Source organism: Thermosulfurimonas marina (genome assembly GCF_012317585.1).
In the GTDB taxonomy this organism is placed as follows: domain Bacteria; phylum Desulfobacterota; class Thermodesulfobacteria; order Thermodesulfobacteriales; family Thermodesulfobacteriaceae; genus Thermosulfurimonas_A; species Thermosulfurimonas_A marina.
Map to the genome: position 1 here is coordinate 1,455,185 of NZ_CP042909.1, position 19,806 is coordinate 1,474,990.

Sequence of the window (19,806 nt, forward strand, 5' to 3'; positions counted from 1 at the left end):
ATGAGAGGCTTCTCCCTCTTTCTCCTTCTCGGGTTCCTCTGGGGGGTGGCTCCGGCCCTCAAGGCGGAGGAGGTCCGCTACAACTGGTGGCCTCTTTTCTTCTATGCTCAAAGTCCGGAGGCCCAGCGGCTGGAGCTCTTCGGACCTTTGGTGGGCCTTTACCGCAACAACCACGAGCGCTCCCTTTCGGTAAGACCGCTCTTTTCCCGGGTCTTCCGTAACGGGGAAGAGGATATTTATTTTCTCTCTCCTCTGGGCTACTATCATCGGGAGGAGGGATATCGGCGCTTCCGTCTGGTGCCGCTTTTTTCGTACGATTCTTTTGAGGAGGATAAGGCCGGGCCGGCCGAACACCATACCTACTTTCCGATCTTTTGGGGGAAAGACTCCCGGGGAGAGGGCTACTGGGGGATCTTTCCCCTTTACGGAGTGATGCGGGAACGGCTGGGCTACGACGAGATCCGCTTTTTCCTCTGGCCCCTTTACTCTTCGGCTCGGCAAGACGGAAACCTCTCCACCAACATTCTCTGGCCCTTTTTCAATTATTCCCGGGGGCCGGAGCTTTCGGGCTTTAAGTTCTGGCCCCTTTTTGGCTGGCGAGAGAGGAAAGGGGAATACCGGCGGCGCTTTTTCCTCTGGCCCGTCTTCATAAGGGAAGACCGTTACGGGGCCGAAGGGGAATTGCGCTACCGAAAGCGCTACTACTGGCCCCTTTACGGTCAAGAGGGCGGAGAAGGGAAACAGCGGCGCTTCTGGCTCTGGCCCTTTTTTCAGAAGGTGGACTCTCCGGCCTATCGGAAGTGGGATTTCCCCTGGCCCTTCTTTCAGGTCATTCGGGGAAAGGAAAGGGGGCTTCGGCTTTGGCCCCTTTTTGGCTGGCGCAAATCCGCAGACTGGGAAAGGAACTTTGTCCTCTGGCCCCTCTTTTTTGGGGAGCATCTTTCGCGCGGCCCGGAAGAGGAGGTCTCCGGGCGCTTCCTTCTCCTCTCGCACTACCGCCGGGTGGACTATCAGGGGAAGCCCCAAGAGAAGTTTCTGCGGCTCTGGCCTTTTTTCCTGCACTACGAGCACCTTTCCGAAGACCGAAGTCTCTTTTATTTTCCGGCCCTTCTTCCCTTTTACGACGAGGGTCTTGAGCGCAATATCGGTTCCTTCCTGCGACTCTTTGAGTATTACCGTTTCGGACCCGAGCGCAGTTATATCAAGGTCCTCTGGGGGCTCTACCGCTACGAACGGGAGAAGGAGAGCCGCCTACACGAGTTGGCCTTTCTTTTAGGAGTAAGGATGGGCAAAGAGACCCTTTACCTGCGTCTTCTGAACGGTCTTTTGGGCTTGGGGCGCTGTGAGGGCCACTGGCATTTCGAAATCTTCTGGAAGGACCTTTAAGGGGTCACCCCCCAGCGCTTGAGTTTTTCCCGCAAAGTCTTGCGGTCGATGCCCAGCTTCTGGGCGGCCAGGGTCTTGTTCCCTCCGCAGGCCCGCAGGACCCTCAACACATGGCGTTTTTCCACTTCTTCCAAGGGGAGATCCTCTTCGAGGGTGAGATCCGGGGCCTGGTCTTCAAAGCCGGCGAAGTAAAGGTCCTCCGGGCCGATTACCGGCTTGCGCGCAAAGACCACCAGACGCTCGATGGTATTTTCAAGCTCCCGTACATTTCCCGGCCAGGGATAGCGCAAAAAGGCCTCCAGGACCTCCGGAGAGAGGGCTTCCACCGGTTTGCAGTGCTTGCGGGCGTAACGCTTCAGGAAATGTTCCGCAAGGAGGGGGATGTCCTCCCGTCTTTCCCTGAGGGGTGGTAGTTGAATGGAGATGACATGCAGGCGGAAGTAGAGGTCTTCCCGGAAGCGTCCCGCCCGGACTTCCTCTCGAAGGTCTTTGTTGGTGGCGGCGATAATGCGCACATCCACCCGCACCAAGCGGTGGCTGCCTACCGGAGAGATTTCTTTTTCCTCCACGGCCTTGAGGAGCTTGGCCTGGATGTCCAGGGAGATATTTCCGATCTCGTCGAAGAAGATGGTCCCTCCGTTGGCCAGCTCGAATTTTCCGATCTTGTGTTGGGTGGCCCCGGTAAAGGCCCCCCGCACGTGTCCGAAAAGTTCCGATTCAAAGAGGGTGGGGACCAGGGTGCCGCAGTCCACGGCCACGAAGGGCCCTTCGGCCCGGGGGCTCATCCGGTGGATAAGCCGGGCCAGCAACCCCTTGCCGGTGCCGGACTCCCCGGTGAGAAGGACGGTGGAGTCGGTCTGGGCGGCCATCTCTGCCTGTTCCAGTACCCGGCGAATGGCCGGGCTCTGGCCGATAAATTCCACCTGGCCCTCCTTTTCGGCCAGGGCCCGCTTGAGGTAGATGTTTTCCAGGGTGAGGCGCTTTTTTTCTAGGGCCCGGGAGACGGCCAGACGCAATTCCTGGGGATTAAAGGGCTTTTGCAGGAAGTCCGCGGCCCCGAGCTTCATGGCCGAGACCGCCACCTGGACCGTGCCGTAGGCCGTGATGACCACCACCTGGGCCTGGGGGTCTTCCTCGCGGATTTCCTGAAGCAGTTCCAGGCCCTCCACTCCCGGAAGCTTGAGGTCTAGTAAAATGACGTCGAATTCGTATTCTTCGACGAGCCGGCGGGCCTCTTCTGCGGTTCCGGCCATCTCCACCTCATAGCCCTCGCGGGAGAGGACCTGAAAGGCGGCGTCCCGGATGCCGGCGTCGTCATCAATGATCAGTACTCGTCCCTTAGCTTTCATTTTCCGCAAGCTCCGGGAGCCATACCCGGAAAAGGGCCCCACCCTCCGGGGGGTTGTGGGCCTCCAGGTGTCCTCCGTGTTGTTTAACTATACTTTGGGAGATGGCCAGGCCAAGTCCTGTGCCCTTCCCCTCCCTTTTAGTGGTGAAAAAGGGCTCAAAGATCCGGGGAAGGATCTCCGGGGGAATACCGGGACCGGTGTCCTGGACCTCGAAGAAGATCCGGTGGTCTTTTCGCCCGCTACGGAGATGCAACTTTCCTTTTCCGCCCATGGCCTCTCCGGCGTTGATCAGGAGATTCAGGATGACCTGCTCCAGCCGGGTGCGTATCCCCAGGGTGTAGAGGGGGGTGGGACTCAGTTCCCAGACCGGCCTCACGTGGCGTAGCACCCGGTAGTCGGCCACAATTTCGTACATTTCCTTGAGCAGGGTATTGATCTCCACCGGCTCCCGGGGCCCCTCCTCTATTTCCCCAAAATTGAGAAGGGTCTTCACAATGATCCGGGCCCGGGTGGCCAGCTTGACGATCTTTTCCACATACTGGAGGAGGGGGCTTTCCGGGGGAAGGTCCTCCCGCAGAAGATTGCTATAAAGGAGGATCCCTCCTAGGGGGTTATTGAGTTCGTGGGCGATCTCGCTGGCCGCCCGGGCCAGGGCCGTGGCGGTTTCCCCGGTGGAAAGATGCGGGAGTTCCTTTTCCCAGACTACCACCAGGCTGAGCCCTTCCGAAAGAGGAAGGCGCAAGCCCTTGAGAAAGAGAGGGGGTTCGGCCGGGGTGAGGCGGCGGGCCTCAAAGCGTCCGGGATTTTCGGGAACCGGAGTGAGCAACTCCGAAAGGGGAAGCTCCTTGTCCCCCAGGGCAAAGAGTTCCCGGAAGGCCCGGTTCAGGGCCCGGGGAGTTTCACCTTCAAAAAGCCCTGCGGCCTCTTCAAGGTCTTCGATAGGGATGGGCACCTATTCCATAATAATCGAGATACGGACCCAGGTCCAAATCGGAAGGGGCGTTGAAGAGGGCGAGAAGGGGGGAGGCCTCTGGGTAAAAGACCAGGAGATTCACGGCCCCGGGACGCTGCTCCAGGGAAAAAAAACGGCGCAAGGGGAGCTCCAAAAGGCGGCAGAGGAGGGCCCGGTTAAGGCCTCCGTGCCCGAAGATCACCACCAGCCCGGAGGAAAATTCCCTTCGGATCTCCGTAAGCACTCCGAGGGCCCGCTGGGCCAGCTCCGCCAGGGTTTCTCCGCCGGGCGGGGCCAGGGCCTCGGGGTCGGAAAGCCGGAGACGGAATTCCGGGATTTTAAGGAGTTCGGCAAAGGTGCGCCCGGTCCAGGCCCCGAAGTCTATTTCGCGAAGATCCGGGGTAAGCCGCAGCGGGGCCCCGGTAAGGGCGGCCAGCCTTTGGGCCCCGTAGGCCGAGCGGGAAAGATCGCTTCCGTAAACCGCTCGCACCGGAAAGCGGCAAAGGCGCTCTACTAGGGCCTCGGTGCGCCGGCGTCCAGTCTCCGAAAGGGAGACCTCCTCCTGACCGTAGAGCCGTCCCTCGGGATTGAGGGTCTCCTCGTGGCGTAAGAGGAGGACGAGAAGGGGATTAGAGGATTTCATCGAGGAAAGAAAGGGCCTCTCGAGGGCCAAAACCCTTCTTGATTTCGTCCAGGACCTCCTTGAAGGTTCGCCCGGAGGGAAGTTTTCTCCGGTAAAGTCGGGCCAAGGCCTGCCGCAGGGCGTCTTCTTCGGGAAGATAGGCCAGATCCGGGGCCTCCCGGTTTCCGGAAAGCCATTCCGGGACCTCCGGGGCCCCCTTTTCTAACTCCTCTAGGAAGCGGACCACATCGGTGAGGTGTCCGTAAACCCCCCCTGCGTCTAGCTCTTCGAGGAGCTGGAAGAGAAGGCTGGCCAGGGCCAGAAACTCCGGGGGGACCTCGGCCTGCCCGGAAAGGGAGCAGCGCACCCGGGAAAACATCACCCGGCAGGTGAGGGGCCGACGGGGATAGACCAGGCAGAGCCCTTCCGAGCCCAAAAGGGGGCAGGGCCGGATCTCTCCCGGCTCATCCTCCGGGGGCTCCTTTCCCCGCATAAGAAGAAGGGCCATGGTGTTGGGGCTGGTTGCCGGACGGGGGTAATCGGAAAGGGAAAGAAGCCGCTGCCTGAGTTCCGGGGGGAGATCCTCAAGAAGATAGCGGGCCTCAAGGCTGGTCACGTAAAGCTGGGTGGTACAGCAGGAGGAGCAGCCGGGCTCGCACCGAAAGTCGAAACGGGAGGCTTCCTCTTCCACAAAGGCGTAAAGGGCCTCAAGCAACTCCCTTTTGGCTTCATAGGCGTAGTCCGGACGGATGAGGACGGGAGGAAGGGTCATGGGCCCTTTTCTGCCAGTCGCTTTTCGAGGTCCGCCAGGCGTTTTTCCAGCTCGTTTATGCGCCGATTCTTATCGTAAAGTTCCTTGCGACGTTTGAGGCGGCCCGGAAGAGAAAGCAAAAAGATGAGGATCATTCCCGCCAGAAGTGAGAGAATAATGATTACCGCGAGCGAGCTTTCAAACTGCCAGACCAGGAATTTGACCGCCACCGGGGCGGCATTCTGAATGGCAAAGGCCGCAATGAGCACGCCGAGAACCGCGGCTAAAATAAGGTAAAATTCCATGGCCTAAAGTATGGAACGGGGTCGGAGAGGTGTCAAGGCAGGGGCTTGAGGTCCTTTACGAGGACTCTCACCTTCTGGCGGTGGCCAAGCCCGGGGGAGTCCTGGTCCAGGGGGACCGCACCGGGGACGAGACCCTGCTTTCCCGGGCCCGGGCCTACCTTAAGGAAAAATACGCCAAACCCGGAAGGGTCTATCTGGGTTTGGTCCACCGCCTGGATCGGGTGACCTCCGGGGTGGTCCTTCTGGCCCGGACTTCCAAGGCTGCAGGAAGGCTTTCCCTGGCCTTTCGGGAGGGAGGAGTGCGCAAGGCCTATCTAGCAGTGGTGGAGGGGCGCTTTCCTTTGGAGGCCGGCCTCCTCCGCCATTATCTCTTCTGGGATGAAAGAGAGGGGCGCACCCTGGTGCGGGAGGACCCGGCCCAGGGCTTTCGGGAGGCGGTGACCGGTTTTGAGACCCTGGCCCGGGGCCTTCACCATACCGTCCTTCTTCTTTTTCCGGAGACCGGGCGCAAGCATCAACTCCGGGCCCAGTTGGCCCATCTGGGCCATCCGGTAGTGGGGGATCGCCGCTACGGATCGCGGCGGAAGGTGGAGAAGGGTCGGGCCATCCTGCTGCACGCCCTGGCCCTGGCCCTGAGACACCCGGTCCGGGATTGCTTTCTCTTTCTCTGGGCCCCGCCCCCGGAGTACTTTCCCGCGGTCCCCCTTCGTCCCTCCCGTCTGCGGGCCTTTCTCCTTCCGGAGGGGGCTCCGAAAATCCCTGAATAGCGGTTTCGGTCCCTTCCCGGCCCTGGTATAATACCGCCCAGAGATCCGCCGAATTTTGACCAAAGGGAGGTGGCGGGATGTGTCAGGCGAGAGTGGTGGTAAAACGCGGGGATCAGGAGGAAGAACTCATGCGGGACGTGGTGGCCCTGGAGATGCAGGGGGAGGAGATCCTGCTTAAGGCCTTTTTTGAGGAGCCCCGCCGGGTAAAAGGGCGCCTTCGGGAGATCGACTTTCTCAAACATACCGTGGTCTTGGAGGAAGCATGAAGAGAGCCCCGGAGGAGCCGGTCCTCTGTGCCCGCTGTGCCTGGCGCGAGCATTGTCGCAAACGTTTCTCTTTTGACAATACCAAGCCCATCCGCTGCCCGGACTTTAGCCCGGATGTCACTCTGAGGGATACCGAGCATGATCGTAAGGAAGATTCGGGAACTACTGACTGAGTATCTTCCGGAGGGAGTGTCCTTTCAGGTGGAACCTCCTCCCCGGGAAGAGATGGGCGATCTGGCCACCAACGCGGCCCTGGTGGCCGCGAGCCGTCTGGGCCGAAAGCCTCGGGATCTGGCCGAGGAACTGGCCCAAAGGCTTGCGGAAAGAAAGGAACTTTTCCGCCGGGTAGAGGTGGCCGGGCCGGGGTTTCTCAATTTTTTTGTGGCCCCGGCCTACTGGCAGGCGGTGGTGGAACGGGTGCTTACGGCCGGCCCGGATTACGGGCGCAGCGCCCTCGGGGCCGGCCGCAAGGTGCAAGTGGAGTTTGTCTCCGCCAATCCTACCGGCCCCCTACATATCGGACACGGACGCGGGGCGGCGGTGGGAGATTCTCTGGCCCGGCTCCTGGATTTTGCCGGCTACCGCGTGGTGCGCGAGTACTATATCAACGATCGGGGCCGTCAAATGGAGGTCCTAGGACGGTCGGTCTGGCTCCGGGCCCGGGAGCTTTCTGGAGAAGAGATCACCTTCCCCGAGGATCATTATCGGGGCGAATACATTATAGAGATAGCCCGTAAGCTTCTGGCGCAGCGTCCGGATCTTCTTCAACTTCCCGAGAAAGAGGCGGTATCCGTAGCCCGGGAATTTGCCCTTTCGGAGATCCTGGCGGAGATCCGTAAGGATCTCGAAGACTTCGGGGTCCATTACGATGTCTGGTACTCCGAAAGGGAGCTTTACGAACGGGGCGAGGTGGAAGAGGCCCTCTCCGCCTTAAGGGAGGCGGGCTACCTCTATGAGAAAGACGGGGCCCTCTGGTTCCGGGCCACGGCCTTCGGCGACGAGAAGGACCGGGTGGTGTTTCGGGCCAACGGCGAGCCCACCTATTTTGCCTCGGACATCGCCTACCATCGGGAAAAATTCCTCAAGCGGGGTTTTGATCTGGTGGTGGATGTCTGGGGGGCGGATCATCACGGCTATGTCCCGCGGCTAAAGGCCGCCCTCGCGGCCCTTAAGATTGAGCCCGAAAGACTGCGGGTGCTTCTCATCCAGATGGTAAATCTTATCGAGGGGGGGCGCCTCAAGAGTATGTCCACCCGCGCCGGGGAGTTCGTGCCCCTGCGGGAGCTTATGGAAGAGGTGGGCCGGGACGCGGTGCGCTTCACTTTTCTTACCCGCAAGTGTGACGCCCCTCTGGATTTCGACGTGGAACTGGTCAAGAGCCAGAAGAGCGAAAATCCGGTCTATTATGTCCAGTACGCCCATGCCCGGCTGGCCAGCGTCTTTCGCAAGGCCGAAGAGGAGGGCCTTTCTCCGGAGGGCTACGAGCCCTCCCTGCTTGAGACCCCGGAGGATCTCCGGGTCCTCAAGCTCCTGGACTTCTTTCCCCAGGTGGTGGAGGAGGCCGCCGAAGCCCTGGAGCCGCATCGCCTTACCTACTATCTTCTGGATCTGGCCGAGGCCCTGCACGATTACTACACCAAGCACCGCTTCCTTTCCGAGGACCGGGCCCTTTCCCGGGCCCGGCTGGCCCTGGCCCGGGCGGTGAAACAGGTGCTGGCCAACGGGTTAAATCTCCTCGGGGTTTCGGCCCCGGAAAGGATGTGAATCATGGCCAAGAGATTCCGCTTCGAACTGGGCTTTTTGGGGATGGTCTTTGTCTTCCTCCTTCTGGTCTGTCTTTTCTTCTGGATGTTCGTCCTGGGGGTCTGGTTTGGCCAGCGACTGGTGGGCAAAGGGGCCTCTCCGGTGGCCGAAAAGACCCTCAAGGAGAAGGTCCCGGAGGAGGTTCCGGCCGAGGAGGTAAGCCCTCCTCCGGTGGCCCTTCCCGGGAATCTTACGGCCTCTCCCCAGGCCGCGCCCCCGGAGGCTCCGAAGGAGGTCACTCCCCAAAAGGTGCCGCCAGAAGAGGCCCGGGTGGTTTCCCCTCCGAAAAGCTCTGCTTCTTCCGAAAAGACCAAAAAACCCGTTCCCCAGCCCAGAGAATATTATGTGCTTCAGGTGGCCTCTTTCCGGGATCGGGCCGAGGCCGAGCGCTACGCCCGGGCCTTTCGCGACCGGGGCTATGCCGCAGAAGTGGTCACGGTAAATCTTCCGGGCAAGGGGACCTGGCACCGGATCTACGTAGGGCGCTTTGAGACCCAGGCCGAGGCGGAGAAGGCCTATAGGGAGCTCAAGGCCCGCAAGCTGGTCAAGACCGCCTACATCAAGAAGGTCTCCCGGTGATCCGCAAGGCCCGCCTGCGCGACGTCCGCGACATCCATCGCCTCATCTCCCATTTTGCCAAGACCGGCCAGGTCATTCCCCGGCCCCTAGGGGAACTTTACGAGTGCGTGCGGGAGTTTTTCGTTTACGAGGTCCCGGAAAAAGATCTTATTGCCGGGGCCTGTGGGCTACACGTGGTCTGGGAGGACCTGGGAGAGATCCGCTCCCTGGTGGTGAGCGAGGAATTTCAGCGGGAGGGGATCGGGGCGGAGCTGGTGCGGGCCGCTCTGGCCGAGGCCCGGGAACTGGGGCTCAAGAGGGTCTTTGTCCTCACCGTGGTCCCGGATTTTTTTGAGCGCCTGGGCTTTCGCGAGATCGACAAGGGGGAGCTCCCCCACAAGGTCTGGGCGGACTGTATCCGCTGCCCCAAGTTCCCGGAGTGCGACGAGGTGGCCCTGGTGAGGGAGCTTGAGGATGGCCGAGCTTGAGGCGGTCCGCCGGGCGCGGGAGATCTTGGGCCCCCAGCTTGAGGAGTGTAGGATCTGTCCCTGGGAGTGCGGGGTGGATCGCCGGGCCGGGGAGCTTGGCCGCTGCGGCCTTCCGGCGGCCCCGGTGGTCTCGGGCTACGAACCCCATTTCGGGGAGGAGGCCTGTCTGGTGGGGGAGGGAGGAAGCGGGGCGGTCTTTTTTACCGGCTGTAATCTCTTTTGCGTCTTCTGTCAGACCTGGGAGATCAGCCGCGAGCGCCGGGGAAAGGAGATCACCGTGGAGGAGTTGGCCGGGATTTTTCTGGAGCTGGCCGAAAGGGGCTGCGAGAATCTGAATCTGGTCACTCCCACCCCCCAGATCCCGGCCATCCTCGCGGCCCTGGAGAGGGCCCTGGAGGCGGGCCTGAGGCTTCCGGTGGTTTACAATACCGGGGGCTACGAGAGGGTAGAGACCCTGCGGGCCCTCGAGGGGGTGGTGGATCTTTATCTTCCGGATTTCAAGGTCTGGAATCCGGAGACCGCGGAAAGGCTCCTCGGGGCCCGGGACTACCCCCAGCGGGCCCGCGAGGCCATAAAGGAAATGTGGCGTCAGGTAGACGGGCTCAGGCTCGATGAAAGGGGGGTGGCTCAGCGAGGACTCATCGTGCGGCACCTGGTCCTTCCAGAAAATCTGGCCCAAACAGACGAAATTTTGCGCTTTCTAGCCCGGGAAATCTCTCCCGCGGTGCGGGTCAATATTATGGGTCATTATCATCCAGAGGGGCAGGCTTTTGAGATAAAACCGATTAATCGTCCCTTAACGAAAAAAGAATGGCATAATGCTCTTTCCGAGGCCCAAAGGGCTGGGCTTTTTAATCTGGATCGCACCCACTGGCCTCTTCTGCCCTTAATCCTCCTTGACAATTCCGGGGATGGAGAGTAGGTATTTAACAAACCTAGAGAAACCACGGAAAGGAGGAGGTAGGCATGCCCACGGTTGAGTACAAAGGAAAGGTTTTTGAAGTTGATGAGGATGGGTTCCTTCAGGGAGGTCTGGATGCCTGGTGTATGGAGTGGGTGGAGTATGTGAAGGAGCAGGAGGGTATTCAGGAGCTTACGGAGGAGCACTGGAAGGTCATTAAGGTTCTTCAGGACTACTACAAGAAAAACGGCGTGGCGCCCATGGTGCGGATCCTTTCCAAGGTCACGGGCTATCCTCTCAAGAAGATTTACGAGCTCTTCCCCTCCGGTCCGGGTAAGGGAGCCTGTAAGATGGCCGGGCTTCCCAAGCCTACGGGTTGCGTGTAAGTGGAAAGTGGGTTGGAAGGCGGCCTTCCCTGAAGCAAGGGGTTGAAGGGAGGGTCGCCTTTTATTGTTAAGGGGTGGGGGATTTTGGCTTTTGAAGTGAAAAGTTGGTAAAAAGAGGGTAACAAAATTATAAAGGAGGTTGAATGATGAGGAGGGTGTGGATTTGGATGACGGTTTTGGTTTTCGGTTTGGTTTGGGCCGGCTTGGGCCAGGCGGCCAAGGTGGAGTTGCACGGGCAGTTCGGGGCCAAGCTCCAGACCACCAACAGTTGGGGGATGCTGGAAAAGAGTGAGACCCCTAACTTGGTAAATGGTCTTCAGGGAGCGTATACGCAGTGGTACAAACTCGATGCGCGAAATGGGGCCGGTGGCGAGGGACTTACCGTGGATAGCGTAAAAGATGCTAACGGGAATGACGTGGATCTTGATGACACCTGGGCCTCACTCCAGTTTCGTCTCTGGGCGGTGGCCTCAAGTGACGACGGTAAGGTGAAGGGCACCTGGGCCATGGAGGTAGGTTCCCTGCGCTTTGGTGAAAACGGGGGACTTGAGCTGCGAAACGACAATGAAAACATTGAGGTGCGTCAGATGTCCCTGGAGTTTGCCCTTCCCTTTGGGCAGAGCCTGGGGCTGCGGCTGCGGGCCGGTCTCAACCCTTATTTCGTAAACCGCTTTCTCTGGAACGAGACCGCTCCGGGGATCGATCTGATGGGGAAGACCACTCTGGGCCAGGTGGACACCACCTTTGTCTTCGTCTGGGTGCGGGGCTTTGACAATACCTGGCTCGACGAAAATCAAAATAACGATTTTGACGCCTATGCCGGCGTTTTCATCTTCGACCTGGCCAAGGTTCTCAATGTGGACAAGGCCATGGCCAAGGTCTTTTTCATTCCCATGAATGGACAGGAAGGGGTTTCGGTCCCTTACAATGTGGGGGAGAAGCTCTCGACGGATGTTCAGCCCTGGTATCTCGGAGGTGACGCCCAGTTTGCGGTCCGGGGGGTGGATGTGGACCTCGGCCTGATTCGCATGGGGGGCGACGCCGGGGATATTGATAACGACACTAAGGATGAAGATTTCGATGGTTGGTTCTTCTATGCGGATTTGGGCTATCAGGTGAACGAGCAGACCAGGGTCTCCTTCCTCTTCTGGTGGGCCAGCGGCGACGACAATTCCACCAAGGGAGACGTGGAGAGCTATATGGCTGTGGATACCCACACCGAAGGTAGCGTGGTCCTTTTTGAGGACGGGGCCTTTGATGACGGCTATGCGGTCTCCAGCGCTCCTTACCTCAACCAGCTGGGCTTCCAGATGTATCGTCTGCGGGTGGACTATAAGGCCACTCCGAAGCTTTCCCTGGCGGCGGCGCTCAACTACATGAAGTTCGACGAGGATGCCAAGTGGACGGATGCTAACCACAAGACCCACAAAGAGGATGAGGTGGGTTGGGAGCTTGACCTCTATGCCAAGTACGAGCTCTATCCCGGGCTTACCGTGGATCTGGCTGCGGGCTACCTCTGGGCCGGAGACGCCCTGGACGCCTGGGCCCGCAAAGCTGTCGATAATGATTACCATCCCACCGGGGGGTATACGGATGCCGACGATATGTACCGGGTCTCGGTGGGGGTGACCTACACCTTCTAAGGGATTTTGCCCGGTAAAGATCTCAAGGGGCGGCCGCAAGGCCGCCCCTTTTTCTTTGGGCCTTTACTTTTTTCCCGTGGCGGCTTTAATATTTTTTGATGAGGCTGAAAGGGTTCTTTCTGGGCGCGGTCCTTTTTCTCTTTCTGGCCCTTCCCCTCTGGGCGCTTGATCCCAACCGGGCCTCGGTGGAGGAGCTGGCCGCCCTTCCGGGGATCGGCCGGGGCCTGGCCCGGCGCATCGTGGAGTATCGCCGGCAACACGGGCCCTTCCGGAGCCCGGAAGACCTCTTGAAGGTAAAAGGGATCGGCCCCCGGCGCCTGGAACGCCTGCGCCCCTATCTGGAATTTCCGGAAAGCCCTCCCTCCGGGATGAAGGTATCCGCAGGAGAGGCCTCCCCGGCCCCGGGCCGGTCCTACATCTACCGCTGGGTGGACGAGAAAGGGGTGGTGCATTTTACGGAATTTCCGGAGGAGATCCCCCCTCGCTTTCGCTCCCGGGCCGAAAGGATCCCCTTTCCCGCCGGAAGCCCTCGGGCGGAGGCCCCTCCGGCCCCCTCCCCGGAGACTCCAGGGCCGGCCAGAGAGCCCTCCCGTCCCAAGACGGACATTCTGGGCCGGGACCTTAAGTGGTATCGGGAAGAAGTCCTGCGCCTGGTCAAGGAAAGGGACCGGCTCCGCCGGCAGATCGAGGAGAACAGGCAGGCCATGCGTCTTCTGCACGGGGGCTCTCCCATTGCCCGCCGGGGAACCCGCACCGAATACGGGATCAAGCTGGGCCAGGGGCCCATTTTGCGCCGCTGGGCGGAATACAAGCGCCTGCGACGCATCAATCAGGAGCTGGAAAAGCGTCTTTCCGAGGTGGAATATCGCCTGCGCAAAGGCCTCTATCGCGAGGCCCTGCGCACCTACGCCCCGGAAGAGGTCCTCAGGTATCTAAAGGAGGTCCGCAAGCGCCTGAAGTAGGCGGTCGTTTTCTGCCGGGCTCCGCAGGGCAAAGCGCAAAAAGTTTTCCGAAAGACCCCGGAAGTTTCCGCAGACCCGTACCAGGATCTTCCGCTTAAGAAGCTCTTCAAAAATCCTTTCCCCGGAAAGATTCTCCGGAAGCTTGGTCAGGACGAAGTTGGCCTCCGAGGGAAAGACCCGAAGCCCCAGGGCCGAAAGTCCTTGAGCCAGGCGCGGCCTTTCCTCCCGCACCAGGGCTCTTACCCTTTCCTCGTGGTCCTTTCGGGAAAGGAGAAAGGGGCCGGCCACCTGGGCCAGACGATTGACCGCCCAGGGGAGTTGCCAGTCCGAAAGGACCCCCCCCAGAGGGCCTTCGGCCGCGGCAAAGCCCAGCCTCAGGCCCGGCACCCGATAGATCTTGGAAAAGGAAAAGAGGACCACCAGATTTTCGGGGAAGGGGTCTAGGGTAAGAAGGCTTTCCCTTTCTTCGGCGGCAAAAGGAAGATAGGACTCATCCACCACAAAGGTGGCCTCCGGAAAGGAATAGATCAGCTCGGAAAGGGAGGCCCGAGGGAGGAAGACTCCGGTGGGGTTGTTGGGGTTGCAAAGGAAGACCAGATCTTTCGGCCGGATTTCTCGGGTGAGCTCCTTAAGAGGGGGATGGAAGAGGTCTTCTTCTCGGGCAAAGAGGATCTTTACCGGGACTTGGGCGGCCCGGGAGGCGTCTTCATAGTCGGCGTAGGTGGGGGCCAGGATGAGGACCCGGCGGGGCCCCAAGGCCCGGGGCAGGGCAAAGATCCACTCCGTGGTCCCGGAGGAGGGGAGGTAGCGCTCCGGAGCCCCTCCGAAACGGGCGGCCAGGGCCTCCCGCAGGCTGAAACTGTCGGCCTCCGGGAGGCGTTCGATCTCGGAAAGGTGGGCGGAAAGGAGTTCGTAGAGGCCTTCCGGAGGGGGAAGGGGGCTCACGTTGCTACTAAAATCCAGGATCTCTTCCGGGGCCAGGGAAAGGGCCCGGGCCAGGTGATAGACCTCGCCTCCGTGTCCTCGGATCAACGCCAGGCCCCGGTGCGGAGGTGCTCCTCGATCCTTGCGGAAAGATCCAGGGGGAGTTCCGGGCTTTCCCAAGAGATCTCCCCCTCGGCAAAGGCCTTGAGGGTGTAAACGATGAGGGGAAGTTCCCGCCGGACCCCTTCCTCCCGGATCCGGCCAAAGAGGGGCAGGCTTTCTCCTTCTTCGGCCTGGAGGGCGGAAAGCCCCTTGCGCAGAAGCTTTTCCTCGCAGGCCTCCCAGAGGGGAAGGAAATCCGGGGTGCGCAGGCTGAAGCGATAAAAGGTGGCCGCCGGGCCTTCGTCAAGCACCGGGGTCACCCGGTGCATCATGGCCCCGGTCTCCGCGGCCCGGGCGGAGATGAGCTGCCAGATCACCTCCTGCCAGGTCCCTTTGGGGCCTCCGGGAAGGGCCGGATGGAGGTTCAGCATGGGAAGCCTGGTGCACATCTCCTCGGAGACCACCCACATGTAGCCCGCAAGCACTACGAGATCTACTTCCTCGGGAAGGATCTCGAGGACCCGGGCGTGATAGACCCTCCGCCAGGCCTCCCGATCCTTCCGGCGGAGTTCGGGCTCGAATTCCCGGGCCGAAAGGTGGACCGTGGGAAGCCCCAGCTTTTGGCAGAGTTCAAAAAAGAGGTCCGATTCCCGATCCTCTCCCGGTCTGCGGCTCACAAAGACATAGGCAATCCTTGCCGGGAGGAACCCTTCCTGAATGCGGGCCTGGACCGTCTCCAGAAGGAGTCGGGCCGCTTCGTCCCTTCCCGTAGAAAACCAACCCAGCCGGTACATGTTCTCCTTTTAGTCTCCCCGGTCCGCACCTGTCAAGGTAATGGGGTAGGGGCGGGGGAGAAAGAGTTTCTCGTAAAGATATAGGGCGTAGCGGTCGGTCATGCCGGCGATGAAGTCGCAGACCATGCGTTCTTTGTAGATCCCCTCCTCGTAGCAGGGCATCTCCTTTTCCCAGACGCTTTCCTGGCGCAGGTAATATTCAAAGAGATCGATCAGGACCCGGCGGGCTTTTTCGAACTCCCGGCGCACCTCCCGGGCCCGGTAGACCCTCTCGAAAAGAAACTCCCGGAGTTCGCTCAGGGCCCGCAGCACCCGCTCCGAGAGGTGGAGACGGCCGTCCCCGGCGGCCAGGGTTTCCTGCACCGTGTCCTGGACCACGGTGTTGATCCGGGCCGCATGGCGGTGCCCCAGGATCTGGAGGCAATCTTTAGGGATGTCCCTTTCCCGGATGATTCCCGCCCGGAGGGCGTCGTCCAGATCGTGATTCACGTAAGCGATGAGGTCTGCCAGGCGCACCACCTGGGCCTCCAGGGTGAGCGGGGGATCGTCTTCGGGAGAGAGTATGGGCCCCAGGCCCTTGGAGTGTTTGAGGATTCCGTCCCGTACCTCGTGGGTCAGATTGAGCCCCCGGCCCTCCTTTTCCAGACAATCTACCACCCGCAGGCTCTGCTCGTAGTGGCGAAAGCCTCCGGGCATGAGTTCGTTCAGGACCTCTTCTCCGGCGTGTCCGAAGGGGGTATGGCCCAGGTCGTGGCCCAGGGCGATGGCTTCGGTAAGGTCCTCATTGAGCCTCAGGGCCCGGGCCATGGTACGGGCGATCTGGGCCACCTCCAGGGTGTGGGTGAGGCGGGTGCGGTAGTGGTCCCCGGTGGGGGCCAGGAAGACCTGGGTCTTGTGTTTGAGGCGCCGAAAGGCCTTACTGTGGATGATGCGGTCCCGGTCCCGTTGAAAGCAGGTGCGCAGGGGGCATTCCGCTTCCGGACGCAGTCTTCCCCGAGACCGGGCGGCCTTCGCCGCCCAGGGCGAAAGAAATTCTTCCTCCAGGGCCTCCCATCTCTCCCGCGGAGTCATTTTTTTCCGGCTCTCGGTTTATTTTATCCCGCCCGATTTACAAAATCAGCATGGCATCGCCGTAGGAATAGAAGCGGTAGCCCCGCCGGATGGCCTCCCGGTAGGCCGAAAGGATGCGCCGGCGGCCGGCAAAGGCCGAAACCAGGATAAGAAGGCTGGAGCGCGGGAGGTGGAAGTTGGTCACCAGGGCCTCCACCACCCGGAAGGTAAAACCCGGATAGATATAAAGATCGCACCAACCCCGGCGCGGACGCAACTCTCCGGAAAGAGCGGCCCATTCCAGGGCCCGCACCGTGGTGGTCCCCACGGCCACCACCCGCCCCCTCTCCCGGCGAGTCTCCTCTACGGCCCTTACCGTTTCCTCCGGCACCTCCACAAACTCTTCGTGGAGGCGGTGCTGGCGGATATCCGGACTCTTTACCGGGGCAAAAGTCCCGTAGCCCACGTGTAGGGTGAGGAAGGAAAGTCGCACTCCCCGGGCCTTGAGCCTTTCCAGAAGTTCTTGGGAAAAGTGGAGTCCGGCGGTGGGGGCGGCCACGGAGCCCTCGCGCCGGGCATACACCGTCTGGTAGCGCAGGAAATCCTCGGGCTGGGGTTCCCTTTTGATATAAGGGGGAAGGGGAGCGAGCCCCACCTTCTTGATGGCCGAAAGGAGGTCCTCCGGGCCCTCAAAAAGGAGTTGCAACTCCCCCTCCGGACTCAGCGAAAGGACCCGGGCCGCAAGTTCTTCGGAAAAGATGACCCGGTAGCCCGGAAAGAGCTTTTTCCCCCGGTAAAGGGCCGGGACAGGCTTTCCGGGCTCCGGCAGCCGGAGGAGGAGGATCTCCACCCGGCCACCGGTCTCCTTGCGTCCCGGGAGCCGGGCGGGAAAGACCCGGGTGTCGTTCAATACCAGGAGATCGCCCAGACGGAGATACTCTTCAATGGCGGCGAAGGAGTCCCGGTGTTCGAGGCGGCCGCTTTCCCGATGGAGGACCAGAAGACGCGAGGCCTCGCGTCGTTCCGCCGGCCGATAGGCGATGAGTTCTTCCGGAAGCTCATAATCGTAAGCCTCAAGCCGGAACTCCTCCGGAATCTCCGAGGAGATATTTTCGGAGAAACTCCCGATTCTCGCGTGTGATTTTTTCATAGCGCTCGCGCACCTCGGGGCCTAGATAGGGAACGAGCCCGGAAAGGGCCTCCCGGGGATAGAGAGGGTCTTCCTCCCGGGGGTCGAAAAGAAGGATAAGGTATTGTTCTACCGCTCGCAAGAAGGCGTAGTGTTCCCGAAGGGCGGGGCCCTCGGGAAGGAGTCCGAGGAGTTTTGGGGTACGCGTTTCGGTAAATTCCGGGGTCTGAGAGAGCCGGCGCAGGGCTGCGGCCATGGCCAGGAACTCTAGGTCGGCGAGCGCCCCGTAGCCCAGCTTGGGAGAGAAAGATCTCTCGTCCTCTCGGGCCCGCTCCCTTTCCATGTAAAGACGCATCTCGTAAAGTTCCCGAGCCTCGGCCTCCGAAAGCCCCTTTCGGGCCAGTTCTTTTCTTACGGCCAGGTTGGTGCGGCGGCCCAAGTCCCGATCTCCGGCCAGGGGCCGCAGGCGGACAGCCGCAGCCCTTTCCCAGAGCCGAGCCTCCTCCCGATAATAGGTGAGAAGCCCGGAAAGGGAGCTTACCAGCGGCCCCTTACGCCCTTCGGGCCGCAGACGAGCGTCCACCGGATAGCCCTCCCCCTCGGGGGTCTTGAGCGTGAGGTAGGAAAGATAACGCTGGGCCACCCGGCTCCAGTAATAACCGGCCTCAGGAGGTCCTTCGTAGACGAAAAGGAGGTCCAGATCGGAACGGAAGCCCATCTCCCGGGCCCCGAGCTTTCCCAGAGCCAGCACGGCGAAGGGTCCCGGGGGCGGACCGTGTTTTTCCCGCACTTCCCGGAGCACGATCTCCAGGGTTAGACGGGCAAAAACTTTGGCCAGGCGGGTGAGTTCCTCGGTGGCCTTTTCCACGGTGAGGAGGCCTTCGAGACAGCCGGCGGCGGTACGGAAGCATGTTTCGTTTTTGAGGATCCTCAGGGTCCCCAAGGCCTCGTCCAGGGGAAGGCCCTGGAGCATGGAAGCCAGGGCCTCGGGCTTTTGGGGGGCTTCGGGTTCAAAAAGGGCCTCCACCGCCCGGGGTTCTCCTTCGGTCAGGTACCAGAGATATTCCGAACGGGAAAGGAGCCTCAGGAGGCGGGGGAGGCCCTCGGGGGCCTTTTCCAGGGCCGAAAGGAGGCTCAGGCGTCCACCCAGGCGGTCAAAAAAGGTGAGAAACCGGGAGAGGGCCCGGCCGCGGTCCTCTTCGGCCAGTACGGCTTCAAAAAGCAGGGGAAGAAGGCGCCTTAGGATTTGGGCCTTGCGGGTAAGTAAAGGCCCTCGGGAGGAAAGCTTTCGCCGGAGCTCGTCCAGAAGGTGTTCGGGGATCTCCGCACAGGCTGCGGCCTGCGCCAGAGGACCGTTTTCGTAGACGGCTTTGACCAGAAGCTCTACCACTTCCGATCTTTCCCGGGGGCAGGTGGGGGCCAGGAAGGCCCCGAAGGCCCGGGAAACCTCCTCGCGGATGCGGGAAAGGTGCTCCAGGAAGGACTTTTCGTCTTCAAAGCCGAGGCTTTGGGCCAAAAGGAGCCGGGCCAGAGGTTCTTTCGGAAGGCGGAAGGTCTGCTGAAAGTGGCGGGTCTGGAGGCGGTGTTCCACGGTGCGCAGGAAGAGGTAGGCTTCCCGGAGGCGCCGGGCTTCTTCCTCCTTCAGGATGCCCCGTCGGCGCAGGCGGGCCAGGGCGGCCAGCACCCGCCGGCTGCGCAACTCCGGGTGTTTCCCTCCGTAGATAGCCTGGAGACCCTGGACCAGGAACTCCACCTCCCGGATCCCGCCCCGGCCCACCTTGAGGTCCTCCTCGGCCCCCCGGCGGCGGGCCTCCCGCTGGATGCGTTCTTTAAGATCCCGCAGGTGTTCCAGGAAGGCAAAATCCAGATACCGGGGATAGATTACCGGACGCAGGGCTGCAAGAAGGGCGTATCCGGCGGCCAGATTCCCGGCCACCGGACGGGCCCGGATGAGGGCCAGGCGCTCGAAGGGATGACTGGCGTAAAGATAGTAGTCTCGGGCGTAGCGCAGGCTTACCGCCAACTCTCCTTCTTTCCCTCCGGGGCGCAAGCGCAGGTCCACCTTCCAGAGGCGGTCGCCCTCAAAGAGGGTGTCGAGAAGCCGGGTAAGGGTCTCGAAGACCTGGATGGCCCGGAGCTTATCCACTCCGGGGAGAAAAAAGTAGGCCAGATCGAGGTCGGAGGCGTAGTTGAGTTCCCGACCGCCGAATTTCCCGAAGGCCAGCACCACCAAGTCCTCGGGGGAAAGGCCCTTCCAGCGGGCCAGGGTCCTGAGGGCCGAGGAGACCAGGGCCTCGGCCAGCCGGGTCACCCGCCGGGCGGTGAGCTCAAAGGATTCTCCAGCCAGATCCCGGGCCAGGATCTTGAGAATTTCGCGTTGTTTCAGGGGAAGAAGTCCCCGGGCCGCTTCCCGCAGTCCCCGGGCCTGGGAAAGGGCCAGGCGGGCCTCCTGCGAAAGCTCCCGGGCTCCGAGAATTCTCAGGGGCTCCGGGCGAAGGAAAGGGGCCAGGATCTCGGATCGGGTGGTGAGAAGACGTGCGGCATAGGGAGAAAAGGTGAGAAGCTTTGCAAGATAAGGAAAATGGGGAGAGGCCCGGGCGGCCCTAAGGACCTGCGGGCCCAGGTTTTCGGAAAGACGTTCCAGTTGCCTCTCAAGGAGTTCTTCCAC

General features: G+C 61.2%; 21 protein-coding genes. 11 read left to right on the forward strand and 10 right to left on the reverse strand.

Annotated elements, in window-relative coordinates; all coding sequences use genetic code 11:
* Entirely contained in the window at positions 1 to 1,386 is a 1,386-nt protein-coding gene (locus FVE67_RS07590) for a hypothetical protein (RefSeq protein ID WP_168720008.1), read from the forward strand.
* Here FVE67_RS07590 and FVE67_RS07595 read toward each other — a convergent pair.
* The 5 genes from FVE67_RS07595 to FVE67_RS07615 are packed head-to-tail and all read right to left on the reverse strand — an operon-like array spanning position 1,383 to position 5,365.
* On the reverse strand, positions 1,383 to 2,735 hold the full coding sequence (locus FVE67_RS07595; protein WP_168720009.1) for a sigma-54-dependent transcriptional regulator: 1,353 nt from the start codon (positions 2,733 to 2,735) through the stop codon (positions 1,383 to 1,385). The genes FVE67_RS07590 and FVE67_RS07595 overlap by 4 nt on opposite strands.
* Complete coding sequence (locus FVE67_RS07600; protein WP_168720010.1) at positions 2,725 to 3,687, reverse strand: sensor histidine kinase; 963 nt, start codon at positions 3,685 to 3,687, stop codon at positions 2,725 to 2,727. Before FVE67_RS07600 ends, FVE67_RS07595 begins: the two co-directional genes overlap by 11 nt.
* Positions 3,662 to 4,330 (reverse strand): histidine phosphatase family protein, encoded by a 669-nt coding sequence (locus FVE67_RS07605; RefSeq protein ID WP_168720011.1) that lies wholly within the window; start codon positions 4,328 to 4,330, stop codon positions 3,662 to 3,664. Before FVE67_RS07605 ends, FVE67_RS07600 begins: the two co-directional genes overlap by 26 nt.
* Positions 4,317 to 5,081: a YkgJ family cysteine cluster protein gene (locus FVE67_RS07610; protein ID WP_168720012.1), complete on the reverse strand. Its 765-nt coding sequence runs from the start codon at positions 5,079 to 5,081 to the stop codon at positions 4,317 to 4,319. Before FVE67_RS07610 ends, FVE67_RS07605 begins: the two co-directional genes overlap by 14 nt.
* Positions 5,078 to 5,365 (reverse strand): LapA family protein, encoded by a 288-nt coding sequence (locus FVE67_RS07615; RefSeq protein ID WP_168720013.1) that lies wholly within the window; start codon positions 5,363 to 5,365, stop codon positions 5,078 to 5,080. The genes FVE67_RS07610 and FVE67_RS07615 overlap by 4 nt, the downstream gene beginning before the upstream one ends.
* Positions 5,366 to 5,394: 29 nt before the next feature.
* Between FVE67_RS07615 and FVE67_RS07620 the strand changes: the two genes are divergently transcribed.
* From FVE67_RS07620 to FVE67_RS07665, 10 genes are all read left to right on the forward strand, one after another.
* Positions 5,395 to 6,132, forward strand: coding sequence for an RluA family pseudouridine synthase (locus FVE67_RS07620; protein ID WP_168720014.1), 738 nt, complete (start codon positions 5,395 to 5,397; stop codon positions 6,130 to 6,132).
* A gap of 77 nt (positions 6,133 to 6,209) precedes the next feature.
* On the forward strand, positions 6,210 to 6,398 hold the full coding sequence (locus tag FVE67_RS07625; RefSeq protein WP_168720015.1) for a CooT family nickel-binding protein: 189 nt from the start codon (positions 6,210 to 6,212) through the stop codon (positions 6,396 to 6,398).
* Complete coding sequence (locus tag FVE67_RS07630; protein WP_168720016.1) at positions 6,395 to 6,571, forward strand: hypothetical protein; 177 nt, start codon at positions 6,395 to 6,397, stop codon at positions 6,569 to 6,571. Before FVE67_RS07625 ends, FVE67_RS07630 begins: the two co-directional genes overlap by 4 nt.
* On the forward strand, positions 6,537 to 8,162 hold the full coding sequence (argS, locus tag FVE67_RS07635; RefSeq protein WP_210534584.1) for an arginine--tRNA ligase: 1,626 nt from the start codon (positions 6,537 to 6,539) through the stop codon (positions 8,160 to 8,162). Before FVE67_RS07630 ends, argS begins: the two co-directional genes overlap by 35 nt.
* Before the next feature lie 3 nt (positions 8,163 to 8,165).
* Complete coding sequence (locus tag FVE67_RS09500; RefSeq protein ID WP_168720017.1) at positions 8,166 to 8,780, forward strand: SPOR domain-containing protein; 615 nt, start codon at positions 8,166 to 8,168, stop codon at positions 8,778 to 8,780.
* Positions 8,777 to 9,247, forward strand: a complete 471-nt coding sequence (locus FVE67_RS07645; RefSeq protein ID WP_168720018.1) for an N-acetyltransferase — start codon at positions 8,777 to 8,779, stop codon at positions 9,245 to 9,247. Before FVE67_RS09500 ends, FVE67_RS07645 begins: the two co-directional genes overlap by 4 nt.
* On the forward strand, positions 9,234 to 10,169 hold the full coding sequence (locus FVE67_RS07650; protein ID WP_168720019.1) for a radical SAM protein: 936 nt from the start codon (positions 9,234 to 9,236) through the stop codon (positions 10,167 to 10,169). The genes FVE67_RS07645 and FVE67_RS07650 overlap by 14 nt, the downstream gene beginning before the upstream one ends.
* 44 nt (positions 10,170 to 10,213) lie before the next feature.
* Positions 10,214 to 10,534 carry a TusE/DsrC/DsvC family sulfur relay protein gene (locus FVE67_RS07655; protein ID WP_168720020.1) on the forward strand — a complete coding sequence of 107 codons (321 nt, stop codon included), beginning with the start codon at positions 10,214 to 10,216 and terminating at the stop codon, positions 10,532 to 10,534.
* 167 nt (positions 10,535 to 10,701) lie between these two features.
* Complete coding sequence (locus tag FVE67_RS07660; RefSeq protein WP_168720021.1) at positions 10,702 to 12,177, forward strand: alginate export family protein; 1,476 nt, start codon at positions 10,702 to 10,704, stop codon at positions 12,175 to 12,177.
* A gap of 98 nt (positions 12,178 to 12,275) precedes the next feature.
* The gene (locus FVE67_RS07665) at positions 12,276 to 13,139 is read left to right on the forward strand and encodes a helix-hairpin-helix domain-containing protein (protein ID WP_168720022.1); all 864 of its coding nucleotides are present in this window, start codon (positions 12,276 to 12,278) and stop codon (positions 13,137 to 13,139) included.
* On the opposite strand, the gene cobD is transcribed toward FVE67_RS07665, so the two are convergent.
* Genes cobD through FVE67_RS07690 form a run of 5 tightly spaced genes read right to left on the reverse strand, consistent with a single transcriptional unit; the run spans position 13,110 to position 19,806 of the window.
* On the reverse strand, positions 13,110 to 14,171 hold the full coding sequence (gene cobD, locus FVE67_RS07670; protein WP_168720023.1) for a threonine-phosphate decarboxylase CobD: 1,062 nt from the start codon (positions 14,169 to 14,171) through the stop codon (positions 13,110 to 13,112). The two genes, FVE67_RS07665 and cobD, sit on opposite strands and share 30 nt — an antisense overlap.
* On the reverse strand, positions 14,168 to 14,959 hold the full coding sequence (gene purN / locus FVE67_RS07675; RefSeq protein ID WP_168720024.1) for a phosphoribosylglycinamide formyltransferase: 792 nt from the start codon (positions 14,957 to 14,959) through the stop codon (positions 14,168 to 14,170). Before purN ends, cobD begins: the two co-directional genes overlap by 4 nt.
* Before the next feature lie 9 nt (positions 14,960 to 14,968).
* A complete protein-coding gene (locus tag FVE67_RS07680) occupies positions 14,969 to 16,030 on the reverse strand; it encodes a deoxyguanosinetriphosphate triphosphohydrolase (protein ID WP_168720025.1) in 1,062 nt (353 codons plus the stop codon).
* Between the two features lie 37 nt (positions 16,031 to 16,067).
* Positions 16,068 to 17,159, reverse strand: coding sequence for a tRNA preQ1(34) S-adenosylmethionine ribosyltransferase-isomerase QueA (gene queA, locus FVE67_RS07685; RefSeq protein ID WP_168720026.1), 1,092 nt, complete (start codon positions 17,157 to 17,159; stop codon positions 16,068 to 16,070).
* Positions 17,083 to 19,806, reverse strand: coding sequence for a [protein-PII] uridylyltransferase family protein (locus tag FVE67_RS07690; protein ID WP_168720027.1), 2,724 nt, complete (start codon positions 19,804 to 19,806; stop codon positions 17,083 to 17,085). Before FVE67_RS07690 ends, queA begins: the two co-directional genes overlap by 77 nt.